Origin of the sequence: Pontibacillus salicampi, assembly GCF_042434395.1 — a bacterium.
GTDB lineage: Bacteria > Bacillota > Bacilli > Bacillales > BH030062 > Pontibacillus > Pontibacillus salicampi.
The window spans coordinates 89388-104651 of record NZ_JBHLTP010000008.1; the positions used below are offsets into that span (position 1 = coordinate 89388).

The window sequence follows — 15264 nt, forward strand, 5'->3', positions numbered from 1 at the left end:
ACTTAGCGAAGACTTGGATTCGAGTTATTTTTTTCAACACTACCCATTATATCTCGAATTCAAGCTCTGCTCATAAGGGAGCTTTTCCGACGTATTCACAGCAAACATTAGCACGCAGTGTTCAAGAGTAACCAATCTAGGCATTACTTTTCTGACACGGTGAGGACGAGAGGGCCGTCTTTAGTTATAGCAATAGTATGTTCATACTGAGCAGAGAGCGTGCCATCTAGTGTTCTGGCAGTCCAGCCGTTGTCATCTCTTGTAGTATGCCATTTTCCAATATTCAGCATAGGCTCTATTGTGATGACCATGCCCTCTTTAAGGCGCTTGCCAGTACCTGGAGTACCATAGTGAAGTACAGAGGGCTCCTCATGGATAGTGGGACCAAGCCCATGTCCTGTAAATTCTCTTACGACACCATAACCCTTGTCTTCAGCAAAGCTTTGGATAGCGTGACCGATATCTCCTAGACGATTGCCGACAACTGCCTGCTCAATCCCTTTCCACATTGCTTGTTCTGTGTTCGTTAATAACAAGTCAGCTTCTTCTGATACAGTCCCTACGCGATAACTCCAAGCAGAATCGGCTAACCCGCCATTTAAATTAGCAACCATGTCTATCGTAACAATATCGCCTTCCTCTAGTGGGGAATTCCTTGGAAATCCGTGGCAAACCTCGTCGTTAATCGATGCGCACGTGGCGTATTTGTATCCTTGGAAGCCTTTTTGTTCAGGCGTTGCCCCATGCTCAGCCATATATTCTTCAACGAATGCGTCAATTTCCATAGTGGTGATGCCTGGCTTCATTCGCTTGGCGATTTCTTTATGGCAATCAGCTACGAGCTGACCTGCCCTTTGCATCATGTCAATCTCTCTAGCACTTTTTCGTGTTATCATAAGAGCTGCTCCTTTCATTCCATTAGCATAAAAACTCCTTTCCTAAGTATATGTAGAAAAGGAGTGAAATGCTGTATTATGCCCTTTCTATGGCTTGTAGAATCCGATGCACGCCTTCTTCTAGTATGGAAGGAGGACACGCGATGTTAATCCGCATGAAGCCTTCCCCATCCTTTCCAAAAGATGCCCCATCATTTAAGCCAACTTGAGCTTCCTTTTGCATGAATTCTTTCAATTCCTCATGACTTAGCTGCAGACCTCTGCAATCTAACCATACCAAATAGGTTCCTTCTGGTTCTACAACTTTTATTTTATCTGTGTTGGAATGGATTGTATCCATTACATACTGTTTATTACTATCCAATACGTGAATAAGCTCATTCAGCCAGGATTCTCCATGCTCATAGGCAGCTTCCAGCGCGGTAATTCCTAATGTATTCAGCATTTTTACGCCAACACCTTGTAGCCCAAATTGTTCCTCAATTTTCTTTCGGAACTGCTTATTTGGAGTTACGATATAGGATGCTTGTAATCCAGCGATGTTAAACGTCTTTGTCGGCGAAAGACACGTAATTGTTTGATAAGCTATATCTTCAGATAAAGATGCTATAGGAATGTGAGTATAGCCTGGTAGAATAAGATCAGCATGAATTTCATCCGCAAAAATTAACACATTATATTGCAGACAAAGCTCTGCCATGCGTTTAAGCTCCTCTTTCGTCCATACTCTGCCAACTGGGTTGTGAGGACTGCAGAGAATAAAGGCTTTCACCCCTTGCTGCAGCTTCTTTTCAAAATCTTCGAAATCAATTTCAAAGCGTCCGTTCTGCTCAACCAATGGGTTTTCAACCAATTCCCGTTCATGCTTCTGAACGACATTGAAAAAAGGAGGATATACTGGTGTCTGAATTAAGATTTTATCCTCCTTTTCTGTTAGAGCCTCCACCATCGTATGTAGAGAGGGTACAACACCTGGGCTATACTGAAGCCAATCCGTGTTAATTTCCCATTGATGGCGATTCTGTAACCAGTTCTGAATACTCTGGTGAACTTTATCATCTGTGATGGTATAGCCAAAAACGCCATGAGCTGCTCGTTCTGCTATCGCATTCTTTACAGCATCTGGTGTTTCAAAGTCCATGTCCGCCACCCACATAGGTAAAACCTCTTTATTCTTGAATAAGGTTTCCGTCATATCCCATTTAACAGAGCGCGTATTCGTTCTATCAATTACTTTATTGAATTGTGTCATTCCGTCATCCTCCTTTTTTGGGCAATTACTATTTCCTATCATACAAAACAACTGATTATTTTTAAATGAAGATGCATTGCACAAAGGAAGCGACCTTGCTAAGAGGTCGCTTGTCTGTGTTCTGTACAAAATTGTTTAATACGATCCGTAAGAATAGCCGGTACTTCTTCTGGCAATAAGTGTCCGATTTGCTCAAATGTTTCTAACGTAGCCGTTGGCATGTCTTGTACTAATTTATATCCTAACGAGACTGGTAGTACTCTATCTTCCTTTCCCCAGAAAACCAGGCATTCTGTAGAAATGTCTCGCAAGTGTTGAGAAGGTAAATCGCCTTCTCGGTCACGAATCAGCTTTGACAGACAATGAAACATATCCTTCTTTAAAAAGGGTCTCATATACTCCTGTAGCATTTCTTTGTTAATGGTTTGTGGATCATATACGCATTGAAGTAATGCCTGGTAAGCCCCTTTCTTGTACAAGTACTTTTTTATAAAAAAAGGAAAAAACGGCAGCATGCTAACCATATGCATGACACGGCTAGCTTTCTTCTTGTACGTGGATGGAGCGAATAAAATTAGTTTATCTACTCTTTCCGGGAATAGATGGGCACACAATAATGCCACTTGTCCTCCCATTGAATGTCCTGCAATAGAGGCTTTTGGAATATCATGATCATCCATCAGCTCAATAATAATTCGAGCAAAATTACGGTACGTATAATGATACGTACTCACTTTGTCCGTATCCCCAAATGGGGGGTAATCAAATGTGAAAATGTCGAAGTGCTCCAAAAGCTCGGGTATCATAAATCTATAGCAAAACTTTGAAGAGAATAACCCGTGTACAAATACAATTGCAGGTTTCGGAGTGGGAGAGGAGGAATAATATTGATAGGATACATTAATACCATCATGGTACAGCCACTGCTGTTCTTTGTGAATCTTGCTCACCGTTACTCCGCCTCCATATGCTTTTTTCAATTAGTCAATATTTCATGGAACACAATAGGTGAAAGAAACGCTATATAAGTTAATAAACCATTTATAGTAAACCTAAACGTATAAATGGGCATTCGTTCTTATTCGTACAAAGTTGATTGTAAATGGTAACACAAGTGGGGTGGATGTAAAAATAGTTTTTACTAAAGGAATGTAAACATACGAGCAGTTAAGGAAAGGGATTATTTAACTAATGAGGGCAAAAAAAAGACAAAGCGTTCGAACGCTTTGCCACACAGGGGGAATACGAGAAAGTCTTACGGTATAATAATAGCCCATTCTTGACATGATTAAACCTATTTTTTAATATTTTTTTAGAGCATTTTTGGTACGTATAAATAAATTAATAAACCCTTTTGCTACATAGGGGAGAATATGATAAAATTATTTATTGCGTGAAAAGAAAACGAGAATATAATTAATCGGGAGTTGTTTCAGCATGGCAAAGTTTGAAGAAGGTCAAGTATTAGAAGGTAAAGTAACAGGAATTCAGCCTTATGGCGCATTCGTAGCTTTAGATGAAGAAGTTCAAGGTTTAGTTCACATTTCCGAAGTAACCCACGGGTTTGTTAAAGATATTAATGAACATTTAACTGTAGGAGACGATGTTAAGGTGAAAGTACTTAACGTTGATGAAGAGAAAGGTAAATATTCTTTATCCATTCGTGCTACAGAAGAAGCTCCACAACAACAGCCAAAACAACGTAAACCTAAACAACAGCAGCAACAACAGGCTCAACAGCAAGAAGAGTCTCCTGCTGGGTTTAATACGTTGAAAGATAAGCTTGATGAGTGGATTAACCAATCTAAAGAACGTGAAGATCAATTCCGTAAATAATAAAAAATTCCGGTCCTCGTGACCGGAATTTTTTTGTTTTTATTAAGCCTCTGGCTCTGGGTCTTTAGCCATTTCTTCACTTGGTTTGAAAAGCAACCCAAGATTGATAAGACCACTAATACCAACAAGTGTATAAATGATACGGGCAAAAGCACCGCTTTGTTCACCGCCACCGAATAGAGCGGCTACTAAATCAAATTGAAACAAACCGATAAGTCCCCAGTTAACTGCACCAATAATAACTAGAAGTAACGCAATACGTTGAATAGTACTCATTGTACGTATTCCTCCTTACAATTTAAGTTGGTTCTGTATTAGCTTTACTTAATTGAAAGAAAATATGCATCGACTTCGTTTTTTATTGAGAGTTATTTACAGTTGCGTTTTCTTTGAAATTTCATAACAGGTTGCACATAATAGAGAATGCAAAGAAGCAGAAAGGGGATTTGTATGGAGAATTTTGTTTTTTACAATCCAACAAAACTAATTTTTGGAAAAGATCAATTAAAATCATTATCAGATGAAATCCCAAGTCATGTTCATAATGTAATGTTAGTGTATGGCGGAGGAAGTATTAAACGTAATGGTTTATACGATAACGTTGTGAATAAATTAAAAGAGTTAAATGTATCTATCAGCGAGCTTTCAGGTGTGGAGCCCAATCCGCGCTTGAAGACTGTTCGTAGAGGTGTAGAAATTTGTAAGGAAAACAATGTAGACTTCATCCTTGCAGTTGGGGGCGGTAGTGTCATTGATGCTACAAAGACTATTGCAACAGCAGCTAAATATGATGGAGATGCATGGGATTTAGTGACACGTAAGGCGGCTCCGGCAGACGCTATTCCATTTGGTACTGTGTTAACACTTGCAGCTACTGGTTCTGAAATGAATGCTGGCTCTGTTATTACTAACTGGGAAACAAATGAGAAATATGGCTGGGGTGCTCCACCGTTTACAAATCCATCCTTCTCTATCTTAGACCCAACGAATACGATGTCTGTTCCAAGAGACCAAACGATTTACGGTATAGTAGATATGATGAGTCATATCTTTGAACAGTATTTCCACCAGCCTACTAATGCACCAGTGCAGGATCGCATGGCTGAAGGGGTATTGCGTACTGTAATCGAAACAGCACCGAAGCTTCTTGAAGATCTGGAATCCTACGAGCACCGGGAAACTATCTTGTATGCAGGTACAATCGCCTTGAATGGAATGCTCCAAATGGGCTATCGAGGAGATTGGGCAACCCATAACATTGAGCATGCAGTTTCGGCAGTATATGATATTCCTCATGCTGGGGGCTTGGCAATTTTATTCCCTAACTGGATGAAGCATAACCTGGATCATAACGTAGACCGTTTCAAGCAATTAGCAATCCGTGTATTTGATGTTAATCCAGAGGGTAAAGAGGACCGTGAAGTTGCTTTAGAAGGAATTGAGCAATTACAAGCTTTCTGGGCTTCCCTAGGTGCTCCAACCACACTAGCTGATTATGATATTGGTGATGACCAATTTGATTTAATCGTGGACCGCGCAATGAAACGTGGACCATTCGGTAATTTTAAACAACTACAAGATGAAGATGTGCAGCAAATATTAGCAATGTCTAAGTAACATCAAAAGAAACAGGTTGAGAATCAACCTGTTTCTTTTGATTGTGTTAAAAACAACTGTAATAGAACGCCTTAACAAAACTTTTACATCTGTATTCGCTTACATTAGAGACAGTTCTTGATTTGATGTAACCGTTTCGATAAAGTTAGGTTTAGGAAGAAAATTGGAGGGATACATACAATGACGCATATTACATTCGATTACAAAAAAGCACTATCTTTTTTTGGTGAACACGAAATTAGCTACATGAAAGATAATGTGAAGCTAGCCCATCATGCCCTTCACGAAAAAACAGGAGCAGGGAATGACTTCTTAGGCTGGGTTGATTTGCCGAGTAATTATGATAAAGAAGAATTTAACCGTATACAGCAAAGCGCTGAAAAGATAAAGTCAGATTCCGATGTACTGCTAGTCATTGGCATTGGTGGTTCTTATCTTGGTGCGAGAGCTGCTTTAGAGATGCTGAATCACTCATTTTATAATCAACTTAGAAAAGAGCAGCGCAACACACCAGAAATTATTTTTGTAGGCAATAGTATTAGCGCGCCATATATGCGTGACCTGTTTGACTTACTTGAGGGCAAAGATGTATCTATTAATGTCATTAGTAAAAGTGGTACTACTACAGAGCCTGCCATTGCTTTTCGTGTATTCCGTGACTATATTGAGAAGAAATATGGCAAAGAAGAAGCACGAAAGCGTATCTACGCAACTACGGATCGCCAAAAGGGTGCACTGAAGACACTTGCGGAGGAAGAAGGATATGAGAGCTTCGTCATTCCGGATGATGTTGGCGGCCGTTTTTCTGTATTAACAGCGGTTGGATTACTACCAATTGCAGCAAGCGGTATCTCCATTGAGGATATGATGCAGGGTGCTCAAGCAGCCCAAGAGCAGCTGGCGGATTCTGATATTGATCATAATCCTGCTTATCAATACGCAGCAGTTCGTAACGTTCTTCACAATAAAGGAAAAACTATTGAGATGCTTGTCAACTACGAGCCTGCCTTACAATATTTTGCAGAATGGTGGAAGCAGTTATTCGGAGAAAGTGAAGGTAAAGACCAAAAGGGTATTTTCCCTGCCTCTGCTAATTTCTCTACAGATCTTCACTCCATGGGGCAGTATGTTCAAGATGGCCGAAGAGATTTATTTGAGACTGTAATTCATGTTGAAACGCCTACAAAGGATATTACCATTGAAGAAGACGAACAGAATCTGGACGGTTTAAATTACCTTGCTGGTAAGACGGTGGATTATGTGAATGAAAAAGCCTTCGAAGGCACACTACTTGCTCATACAGATGGACAAGTACCAAATTTAATCCTCCACGTTCCAACACTTGATGCGTACACATTTGGTTATATGGTATATTTCTTCGAAAAGGCTTGTGCGATCAGCGGGTATCTCTTAGGTGTGAATCCATTTGATCAGCCAGGAGTAGAAGCCTACAAAAAGAACATGTTCGCATTACTTGGTAAACCAGGCTTTGAAGCACAAAAAGCAGAATTAGAAAAACGGTTAAATAATTAAGACCGTATTCTACTACAATAGGTTAGGAAAAAGCCCGGCAATGGCCGGGCTTTTTTATGTTTTGCTATATGAACAAAGTGTGCATTGCTGGAGTATTTCATTTCGATGGTCTGGGAAGAGGTTGTTGTCGCACTGCCTCAATGCCGTAATGGTGGGAATCGCGCTCACGATGGCGGAAACGAAATTAAACAATAGATAATCGCAATGGGAAGAAATAAAAGGTATAGTAATTTGCCTGGGTAACGGACATGCTAATAAAAAAGCGAAAGGCAGGGAAAAGCATGATTCCAGTTCCTTCTAAAATTGAATCGCAAATTTTCACCTTATATGATCTTGAACAACGGTTAAAACCGCTTGGATATGTTATTGGCGGCAATTGGGACTACTACCATGGCTCCTTTGATTATGAAATTGATGATAAAGTAGGCTATCAGTTCCTTCGAGTTCCATTTAACGTAGTTAATGGTCACCTTGACGATAAAGAAGTGACGGTTAAGCTTGGTGAGCCATTTCTGTTATCTCATAAATATCAAATAGGCCTAGACGATAATGTACATGTTGGAAATAAAACAGCATCCTTTGACCAATTCTCTGAACCAGAGGATCCCGATGCAGAATTTCCTGAAGAATACGTTGGGGTTGGGAAAGAGCTAGTTCAGGAACTGGAAAGCACCTTATTGTCGTAAAGGAGATAATACGATCAAGTTATCCTTCTCTTGTAATATAGTTTTCGCTGGTGGATTAATCTTCAATTCACCAGCTTGTTCTATGCCTAATAATAAGTCCTCTTGCTTTAGGAATTCAAAAGAACAATGTAAGAACGTTTCTCCGATAAGTTCTGTTGGAACCTCCAGTTGTTTATACTGCTGTGTAGAGAGCTGCTTCACAAGTGTATCAAACGGATGGGTACGTCCTTTTCGGTATAGAGAATGAAAAAAGAGGGTGCTCATAAAGTCGTTAGATCTGACTATTGTGTCAGACCCAGCGCGCTTAGCATTGGCTATTTGTTCCTTCGTAAGAATTTCCGATATAATAAATATATCGTTATTCATCCCTCTTATTGCAACTGTGGCAAGAATGCTTGATTGATCTGCTTGTTTTTCAACCATATTGGGGTCAGAAGTAATAATAGCGGCTCTTGCTTTATATATATTTGCTCTTATTAACGTTTCATCCTCTGAACCATTTCCTTGGATGAAATGGATAGGGTACTGTTTATACGAAATAGAATCTAATGTATTGTCTATTAATACGATGTTTTCATTTGGAGCAAATTCCTGAATCATATCAATAAGTTGCTTCGTTCGTTCATTCCAGCCTACGAAAATAATATGCTCTTCTCCTCTATACTCTACCTTTCCTTGAGAAAGATCTTGTTCGTATCGAACTGTGGAAGCAGATACTGTAGCCATATAGAAGGTCACGAGACCCCCTCCTGCAATGATTAACAGCACGCCAAGTATTTTTCCAATGATAGTAACGGGTACAAGATCTCCATAACCAACTGTTGATCCAGTGATAACAGCCCACCATATCCCATCAAAAATGGTAGGGAAAACGTGTGGCTCGACAAAATGTATAATCATTCCAAAAAAGACCATAAAGAAGCTTACTGTAAGTAGTAATCGTAAAAAAATGGGGGTTCGGAAATACCACTGGAAAAAAGTATGAATGCTCATTTTTTCCTCCGTACTTTTTTATCTTCAGTATAGTCAAAAATGAAAAGAACAAACCCTCAGAAGGATTTGTTCTAATTGTAGGAGCACACCAATTTTTGTGGCAGTACCTCAATGCTTCAAAGATTGCAGTGGAGGAACAGTTAACCGAACGAACATAGGCAAATGTTTCATATGTACATTTGCCCATGTTCTTTATATAAGTGCACTGGTCTTCCCAGTAGTTTAAGCAACCTATTGATTGGTCAACGTCTATCTTCTGGATCAGCTTCTGATCGCTTTTCCGCCAGCTCATGAACGTTTCCAAAGGGATCTTTAAATGCAATACGATCTCCATCTGGGAACCATTGTGGTTCATCACTCATTAGCTGAACTCCTCTTTCTTTCAAGTCTTTCATTTTCTCTCTTAAATTCGAGACCTCGAACGTTATGATGGTTGAGGATTCGTTCCAAATCTCAATGTTTGTGTCTTTTTCTGCCTTATGAAGAAGTAAGCGCATATCATTCCCCGTATCTACATCTACGGCTATTGGATAGGTGTTATATTGGTCCTTTACTTGTAAATCCAATACTTCTCTGTACCATTCCATGGCAAAATCCAAGTCGCTTACATAAATATTAATGATACACATCTTCATTCGTATCGTCTCCTTCTAGATATAAGCTTTAGCAATTTTCTGGTGAGTAATCGAATTGTAGTCTATTTTGTCTATATGTGAAATACCCTATCTGAAAAATAATAAAACAACACTTGCTATCATTGCTCAATAGACGAATGATTTGTTATTAATATATAAAATAGTTCGTAAAATCATTTTTATGTATTGATAATATTAGTGTGATTGTTATAATGAGAATAATTTCATATAACGGATGTGCTCATATAATAGTGGAAATAAGGTCCACGAGTCTCTACCGAATGACCGTAAATCATTCGACTATGGGTATGGCTTTTGTTCAGCTGCTTTGGATAGTAGTGTAAGCTTTATGTTGATTATTCAAGAAGGCTCCATGAACAGTGCGATACTCGTGCTGTTCATGGAGCTTTTTTATGTTTGTGACATATCTAACTTCCTAATCCATTTTCCAGTTAATGTACTCATATAGCACCCGTTTTATGCTATTCAAAGGAGGCTAAACCAGCATGAAGCTAGTAGAAGAGAAAATAAAAGCAGAAGGTAAAGCATTAGACAGCCAAGTGTTAAAAGTGGATTCCTTTATGAATCATCAGGTGGATCCTAAGTTTATGAAGCAAATAGGAGATGCATTTGCCAAGGCGTTTCACGGCAAGAGGATTACTAAAATTCTGACCCTGGAATCTTCGGGTATAGCACCAGCAGTGATGACAGGGTTGGTATTAGGTGTACCTGTTCTATTTGGTAGGAAGAAGACATCGTTAACCTTACAAAATGGGCTGCTGAGCGCTGAAGTGTACTCTTTTACCAAACAAGAAAGCAGTACTATTTCTGTATCAGCTGAGTATCTTCAACAGACTGACGTCGTGCTTATTATTGATGATTTCCTGGCAAATGGACAAGCTGCACTAGGCTTATTAGACATTTGTCGCCAAGCTGGGGCTGAGGTAGCCGGCATTGGAGCTGTAATAGAGAAAGTATTTCAGGATGGTGGTAGAAAGCTTAGGGAACAAGGAGTAATGGTGGAGTCCTTAGCTAAAATAACAGCTCTAGAGGAAGGGGAAGTGTTTTTTGAAGAGGAGGTAAAAGCATGAAGCAGTTCTTTTCATTAGGTGCCATCGGACTACAACATGTATTAGCTATGTATGCGGGTGCTGTTATTGTTCCGCTGATTGTCGGCGCTGAGCTTGGCTTGAGTGGAGAGGAGCTAACGTATCTTGTCTCCATTGATTTATTGATGTGCGGAGTAGCAACTATTCTACAGGCAATGAGCAACCGTTTCTTTGGCATTGGGCTGCCTGTCGTGTTAGGGTGCACCTTTACAGCAGTCGCACCAATGATTTCAATTGGGTCCTCCTATGGGATTACCGCTATATATGGAGCTGTCATATGTACTGGGTTGTTTATTGTTGTGAGCGCACCACTCTTCGGAAAACTAGTTAAATACTTTCCTCCGGTTGTAACAGGGTCTGTTGTAATGATTATTGGGATAACACTTATTCCTGTAGCCATGGATAATATTGCAGGAGGAGCTGAGAGCGAGAATTATGGGGCCATTCGAAACCTACTGCTAGCTGGAGGTGTTCTTAGTGCCATTATCGTCCTGCAGAAACTTTTTGCAGGCTTTGTGCGAGCAGTTTCTATCTTAATTGGACTCGTTGGAGGTACAGTGGTCGCCGCCTTTATGGGAATGGTGGACTTTGCTCCGTTATGGGAAACAGCTTGGTTTCATTTTCCAAAGCCCTTTTATTTCGGGACACCGACCTTTGAGCTTGCCCCCATCATTACGATGATTCTAGTAGCTATTGTCAGCTTAGTAGAGTCAACTGGAGTATATTTCGCACTTGGAGATATTTGTGAGCGTGAATTAGATGAAAAAGACATAGCGAAAGGCTACCGTGCAGAAGGAATCGCGATATTTTTTGGCGGTTTAATGAATGCCTTTCCTTATACAACCTATTCCCAGAATGTCGGACTCGTCCAGTTATCCGGGGTTAGAAAACGGAATGTAATCTTTATTGCTGGCGGAATGTTAATCAGCATCGGGTTGATTCCAAAAATAGGAGCTATTACTACACTCATACCAGAGCCTGTATTAGGTGGAGCCATGATTCCAATGTTTGGGATGGTTATCGCATATGGTATTAAAATGTTAGGAAAGGTAAACCTTCAGGACCAGGAAAACCTTCTTATTATTGCTTGTTCCGTCGGGATGGGTCTTGGTGTTACCGTAGCACCTGATTTATTTAATAAGCTGCCTTCTCAAATTCAAATTCTTACAGATAACGGTATTGTTGCAGGAAGTTTTACAGCCTTCTTTTTGAATCTTTTCTTAAAAACAACCTCGCTCCGTTCTAGAAAAGAAAATGTCAAAACAACAGAGGATATAGCTTCATAATGAAGTAAAAGGACATGTTTTTGATACTCGCTGTTCATGGTACCCCTTTATGTTAAGGAATGGGTAAAGATCCGGACTATGTGAGTTGGTAAACTTTATTACAATTTTCTAAAGAAATGTTGAGATTCCCCAACCTTTTTTGTTTATCCGTTACAATAGGTACAGTTCAACGTATTGTGTGACTTATTTTATATGACAGTGTAAAGGGGAAACGATTATGATATATGAGGTCATTAAAGAGCATGTAAGTAATGATCCCAACCCAATTCAACTACAGAAGGGTGATTACGTAACCTTTACTGATCGCTTAAGCGGTCCAGAAGGGTATGAACGATGGGTCTATTGTGTGAAGGAAGATTCTGAACAAAAAGGATGGGTTCCTGAACAGGTTATTTATAAATATCACGATGAAAAAGGTATCATCATGAGAGACTATATTGCAAAAGAATTGAACGTTCAATCTGGGGATAAATTTCAAATCATTGAAGAGCTGAACGGGTGGGTTTGGGGCAAGCTGATTCCTTCCAATGAAAAAGGCTGGCTTCCAAAAGACCACCTCGAGCCAAGCAGGGAATAGACCATACAAATGCTTAAGCAACATACAGGGACTACACTGTGTGTTGCTTTTTACATTCTATCTGGAAATGAATGGTGTTAGGGATTAGTATAAAGTTCCCTTATTCCCTATGACCTCGTCTCATCTTATGTTTCGAGGAAGTTTCGCATTTTTTGAGCCATACTTTTGCTATATTGGTGTGAACGGACTTCGAAACTCTCTTAATGATTCAGTATACTGGCTATTTAAAATGTAAATAGAAACTGCTGGAGGTGGGGTTGGTATAGGATGATGGTCATTAGGGATGGATATTGGTATGATAGGTGCAAATAGCTAAGGAGGCTGATGAGGATGGAAAAGAGCCAACAGGATTTTTTGTTTGAATTGCTACATACCGCTAGTCCATCAAGCATGGAAATGAACATACAGAAGAAGTGGATGAATTATGTGAAGCCGTTTGCTGATGAAATTAGAACTGATAACGCAGGTAATGTAATTGGTGTACTAAACCCGGAGGCTGATTTCACCATTTTACTTGCAGGACATTCAGATGAGATTGCACTTGTCGTCAATCGAATAGATGATAATGGCTTCCTTTACATTGATAAGATGGGAGGTATTAATCCTAAAGCAGCTGTCGGGATGAAGGTGACCATATTAGGCCATGGGGGAAATCTCACAGGTGTAGTAGGGGTTAATGCTCAACACCATGGTGGATTAAAAGGAGATTTCGACTTAGAAGATGTATTCATTGACTGTGGAGCTCAGTCAAAGGAAGAAGTGGAGAAGTATGTTCAAATTGGGGACCTTGCTGTTTATAAGAGAGAACCAGAAATATTAATGGATCGCTACATATCTGGTCGAGGGCTTGATAATCGAACGGGAGCATTTATCGTAGCTGAAGTCCTACGCAGACTATCAGAGAAGGATATTCAGGTCGGAGTATATGCAGCAAGCACTGTCAATGAGGAGACTAACATGGGAGGAGCCTATTTTGCAGCGGCGGGTCTAAATCCAACCATGGCTATTGCTGTTGATGTTACGTTTGCAACGGATTATCCAAATGTGAATACTCGAAAATATGGAGATGTCCGGTTAGAGAAAGGACCAGTGTTAGCTAAAGGAGCTCCTATTAACCGTAAAATTAACCAACTATTAGAAAAAGCAGCACGCTCTTTGGATATGAAGGTGCAATACGAATTGACTCCTCGTATGACTGGTACAGATGCAGATAAAATGCGTTTAACTGGACGAGGAGTACCGATTAGCTTAGTTTCATTACCGTTACGCTATATGCATTCACCAGTTGAAACGGCTAGTATGCAAGATATAGAAGAAGAGATACAATTACTAGTTTCCATGATTGAAAATATGACCGGAAAAGAAAGCCTTAATCCTTTAGACGAGTAGAGGTTACCTTTAATTCAAAACTTTTTGCTGTTCAAATGATAACTTTTTTATTATAATGAGAATTGTAGTCAATTAAATACGATTCCATCTTCGGGGCAGGGTGAAATTCCCGACCGACGGTAAGGAGCCCACTTGGTGTTCTAAGTCCGTGACCCGGGAGGCCGAATAGGCCAAGCGGTGGACCTGGTGAGAGACCAGGACCGACAGTTACAGTCTGGATGGGAGAAGATGCTGAGCGAAAAATAGGTATGTCTATACCTCTATTTCCTAATGTCTTTTTTACCCCTGAAGTGTTTTATTAATACTTGAGGGGTTTTTGATGTTTATGGATTAGGAAACGCTCACCTTCATCTGGGATGTGAATCGGCTATAAAAGATGAAGGAGGAGATCGATGATGCAACCAAGCAAAGGGCGCTCATCAAAGCTATTAAAACTCATCACACTATCCTTGATGAGTACTATTTCTGTATTATTAATGCTACTAGATTTTCCATTGCCATTTATACCTGCGTTTCTAAAGGTGGATTTCAGTGATATTCCCGCACTGTTTGCGGCTTTATTATTCTCACCCGTTGCAGGGATTGTGGTAGAAGGGATTAAGAACCTTCTCCACTTCGCATTAGGAAGCGGCGACCCGATTGGAGCCTTTGCAAATTTCTTTGCAGGCCTGCTATTCATTCTGCCAGTTTCCGTACTATATCATCGCTATAATAGTGTTAAGAGTATGGTTTCCGGATTAGTTACCGGAACGGTTATTATGGCAATAGGAATGTCTTTCCTTAATTACTTCATTGTCTTACCAGCTTACTCTTGGTTGATGGGCTTTGAACTAGAGGGATCGAAGCTTGTATATATTACTGCAGGTATTATTCCGTTTAATGTTGTAAAAGGGCTTATGATCGGTTTGTTATTTGTGCCGCTCTTTATGAAGCTCAAACCATGGTTTGATCAAAAACGTGTAAATGTTACGTAGAGAATATAAATAATAAAAGCAGCTGCGATGTCGCAGCTGCTTTTATTATTTCTTCTAGAGTCAGGGTATGGTGCGCTTAAATTGGCTGTAAATGCAGTCTGGTTAAGGGTTTTGTTAATCTTCTTGTTCTTCCACAAGGTACCTTGCAGTTGGCATAGCTTCTAAACGTTCATATGGAATTGGTTTTCCAGAATGTTCGGAATATCCATACGTACCATTTTCAATTCGACGGAAGGCAGCATTAATTTCTGCTAATTGACCTTGTGCATGCTCATTTAGCGTATAATCCTTATCCCTTTCAAATTTTTCTGTTCCTAAATCGCCAGGGTGGTTATCTACATCTGATAATTCTCCAACGGAGTTTTCAGGGTACCCTTCACCATTCTCGTATCCTTTATGATTGTGCAGCTCTTTCTCCACACTTGTTTTCATTTCCTGTAATCTTTGCTTTAAAGTTGCAATTTGTTTATCTGATAACATA

Annotated in this window: 16 protein-coding genes and 2 riboswitches; of the genes, 9 read left to right on the forward strand and 7 right to left on the reverse strand. The window is 39.9% G+C overall.

The window, feature by feature from the left end; all coding sequences use genetic code 11:
• Positions 1-143: 143 nt before the first annotated feature.
• From map to ACFFGV_RS10060, 3 genes are all read right to left on the reverse strand, one after another.
• Positions 144-896, reverse strand: coding sequence for a type I methionyl aminopeptidase (gene map, locus ACFFGV_RS10050; protein ID WP_377347324.1), 753 nt, complete (start codon positions 894-896; stop codon positions 144-146).
• A 76-nt stretch (positions 897-972) separates the two neighbouring features.
• Positions 973-2148: a MalY/PatB family protein gene (locus tag ACFFGV_RS10055; RefSeq protein WP_377347326.1), complete on the reverse strand. Its 1176-nt coding sequence runs from the start codon at positions 2146-2148 to the stop codon at positions 973-975.
• Positions 2149-2246: 98 nt separating this feature from the next.
• Complete coding sequence (locus ACFFGV_RS10060; RefSeq protein ID WP_377347329.1) at positions 2247-3098, reverse strand: alpha/beta fold hydrolase; 852 nt, start codon at positions 3096-3098, stop codon at positions 2247-2249.
• Between the two features lie 487 nt (positions 3099-3585).
• Between ACFFGV_RS10060 and yugI the strand changes: the two genes are divergently transcribed.
• Positions 3586-3984, forward strand: coding sequence for a S1 domain-containing post-transcriptional regulator GSP13 (yugI, locus tag ACFFGV_RS10065; protein ID WP_377347331.1), 399 nt, complete (start codon positions 3586-3588; stop codon positions 3982-3984).
• Between the two features lie 42 nt (positions 3985-4026).
• Here the strand turns inward: yugI and ACFFGV_RS10070 are convergent, their stop codons facing one another.
• Complete coding sequence (locus ACFFGV_RS10070; protein ID WP_377347332.1) at positions 4027-4260, reverse strand: DUF378 domain-containing protein; 234 nt, start codon at positions 4258-4260, stop codon at positions 4027-4029.
• Between the two features lie 174 nt (positions 4261-4434).
• Here ACFFGV_RS10070 and ACFFGV_RS10075 point away from each other — a divergent pair, with 174 nt between their 5' ends.
• From ACFFGV_RS10075 to ACFFGV_RS10085, 3 genes are all read left to right on the forward strand, one after another.
• A complete protein-coding gene (locus ACFFGV_RS10075; RefSeq protein ID WP_377347334.1) occupies positions 4435-5601 on the forward strand; it encodes an iron-containing alcohol dehydrogenase in 1167 nt (388 codons plus the stop codon).
• A gap of 180 nt (positions 5602-5781) precedes the next feature.
• Complete coding sequence (locus ACFFGV_RS10080; protein ID WP_377347336.1) at positions 5782-7134, forward strand: glucose-6-phosphate isomerase; 1353 nt, start codon at positions 5782-5784, stop codon at positions 7132-7134.
• A 281-nt stretch (positions 7135-7415) separates the two neighbouring features.
• Positions 7416-7820: a YugN-like family protein gene (locus ACFFGV_RS10085; protein WP_377347338.1), complete on the forward strand. Its 405-nt coding sequence runs from the start codon at positions 7416-7418 to the stop codon at positions 7818-7820.
• Here the strand turns inward: ACFFGV_RS10085 and ACFFGV_RS10090 are convergent.
• On the reverse strand, positions 7809-8813 hold the full coding sequence (locus ACFFGV_RS10090) for a potassium channel family protein (RefSeq protein WP_377347340.1): 1005 nt from the start codon (positions 8811-8813) through the stop codon (positions 7809-7811). The two genes, ACFFGV_RS10085 and ACFFGV_RS10090, sit on opposite strands and share 12 nt — an antisense overlap.
• A gap of 242 nt (positions 8814-9055) precedes the next feature.
• Positions 9056-9448 (reverse strand): VOC family protein, encoded by a 393-nt coding sequence (locus ACFFGV_RS10095; protein WP_377347343.1) that lies wholly within the window; start codon positions 9446-9448, stop codon positions 9056-9058.
• Between the two features lie 221 nt (positions 9449-9669).
• Positions 9670-9771: riboswitch (purine riboswitch) on the forward strand.
• Positions 9772-9954: 183 nt separating this feature from the next.
• Here ACFFGV_RS10095 and ACFFGV_RS10100 point away from each other — a divergent pair.
• The 5 genes from ACFFGV_RS10100 to ACFFGV_RS10120 all read left to right on the forward strand — a co-directional run bounded on the left by ACFFGV_RS10100 (position 9955) and on the right by ACFFGV_RS10120 (position 14783).
• Positions 9955-10539, forward strand: coding sequence for a xanthine phosphoribosyltransferase (locus ACFFGV_RS10100; protein ID WP_377347345.1), 585 nt, complete (start codon positions 9955-9957; stop codon positions 10537-10539).
• Positions 10536-11843: a nucleobase:cation symporter-2 family protein gene (locus tag ACFFGV_RS10105; protein ID WP_377347347.1), complete on the forward strand. Its 1308-nt coding sequence runs from the start codon at positions 10536-10538 to the stop codon at positions 11841-11843. Before ACFFGV_RS10100 ends, ACFFGV_RS10105 begins: the two co-directional genes overlap by 4 nt.
• Before the next feature lie 217 nt (positions 11844-12060).
• Complete coding sequence (locus tag ACFFGV_RS10110) at positions 12061-12420, forward strand: SH3 domain-containing protein (RefSeq protein WP_377347349.1); 360 nt, start codon at positions 12061-12063, stop codon at positions 12418-12420.
• A gap of 330 nt (positions 12421-12750) precedes the next feature.
• Positions 12751-13809 carry a M20/M25/M40 family metallo-hydrolase gene (locus ACFFGV_RS10115; protein WP_377347351.1) on the forward strand — a complete coding sequence of 353 codons (1059 nt, stop codon included), beginning with the start codon at positions 12751-12753 and terminating at the stop codon, positions 13807-13809.
• Positions 13810-13891: 82 nt separating this feature from the next.
• Positions 13892-14043: riboswitch (FMN riboswitch) on the forward strand.
• Between the two features lie 158 nt (positions 14044-14201).
• The gene (locus ACFFGV_RS10120; protein WP_377347353.1) at positions 14202-14783 is read left to right on the forward strand and encodes an ECF transporter S component; all 582 of its coding nucleotides are present in this window, start codon (positions 14202-14204) and stop codon (positions 14781-14783) included.
• 114 nt (positions 14784-14897) lie between these two features.
• On the opposite strand, the gene ACFFGV_RS10125 is transcribed toward ACFFGV_RS10120, so the two are convergent.
• Positions 14898-15263, reverse strand: a complete 366-nt coding sequence (locus ACFFGV_RS10125) for a TraR/DksA C4-type zinc finger protein (RefSeq protein WP_377347355.1) — start codon at positions 15261-15263, stop codon at positions 14898-14900.
• Between the last annotated feature and the right edge of the window lies 1 nt (position 15264).

Excerpts from the sequence above, each read along its gene's own strand:
- ACFFGV_RS10075 (WP_377347334.1), top strand. The coding sequence starts at position 4,435 with ATGGAGAATTTTGTTTTTTACAATCCAACAAAACTAATTTTTGGAAAA.
- yugI (WP_377347331.1), top strand. The coding sequence starts at position 3,586 with ATGGCAAAGTTTGAAGAAGGTCAAGTATTAGAAGGTAAAGTAACAGGA.
- ACFFGV_RS10070 (WP_377347332.1), bottom strand. The coding sequence starts at position 4,260 with ATGAGTACTATTCAACGTATTGCGTTACTTCTAGTTATTATTGGTGCA.
- ACFFGV_RS10080 (WP_377347336.1), top strand. The coding sequence starts at position 5,782 with ATGACGCATATTACATTCGATTACAAAAAAGCACTATCTTTTTTTGGT.
- ACFFGV_RS10085 (WP_377347338.1), top strand. The coding sequence starts at position 7,416 with ATGATTCCAGTTCCTTCTAAAATTGAATCGCAAATTTTCACCTTATAT.
- ACFFGV_RS10120 (WP_377347353.1), top strand. The coding sequence starts at position 14,202 with ATGATGCAACCAAGCAAAGGGCGCTCATCAAAGCTATTAAAACTCATC.
- ACFFGV_RS10055 (WP_377347326.1), bottom strand. The coding sequence starts at position 2,148 with ATGACACAATTCAATAAAGTAATTGATAGAACGAATACGCGCTCTGTT.
- ACFFGV_RS10100 (WP_377347345.1), top strand. The coding sequence starts at position 9,955 with ATGAAGCTAGTAGAAGAGAAAATAAAAGCAGAAGGTAAAGCATTAGAC.
- map (WP_377347324.1), bottom strand. The coding sequence starts at position 896 with ATGATAACACGAAAAAGTGCTAGAGAGATTGACATGATGCAAAGGGCA.
- ACFFGV_RS10110 (WP_377347349.1), top strand. The coding sequence starts at position 12,061 with ATGATATATGAGGTCATTAAAGAGCATGTAAGTAATGATCCCAACCCA.
- ACFFGV_RS10090 (WP_377347340.1), bottom strand. The coding sequence starts at position 8,813 with ATGAGCATTCATACTTTTTTCCAGTGGTATTTCCGAACCCCCATTTTT.
- ACFFGV_RS10115 (WP_377347351.1), top strand. The coding sequence starts at position 12,751 with ATGGAAAAGAGCCAACAGGATTTTTTGTTTGAATTGCTACATACCGCT.
- ACFFGV_RS10125 (WP_377347355.1), bottom strand. The coding sequence starts at position 15,263 with ATGTTATCAGATAAACAAATTGCAACTTTAAAGCAAAGATTACAGGAA.
- ACFFGV_RS10105 (WP_377347347.1), top strand. The coding sequence starts at position 10,536 with ATGAAGCAGTTCTTTTCATTAGGTGCCATCGGACTACAACATGTATTA.
- ACFFGV_RS10095 (WP_377347343.1), bottom strand. The coding sequence starts at position 9,448 with ATGAAGATGTGTATCATTAATATTTATGTAAGCGACTTGGATTTTGCC.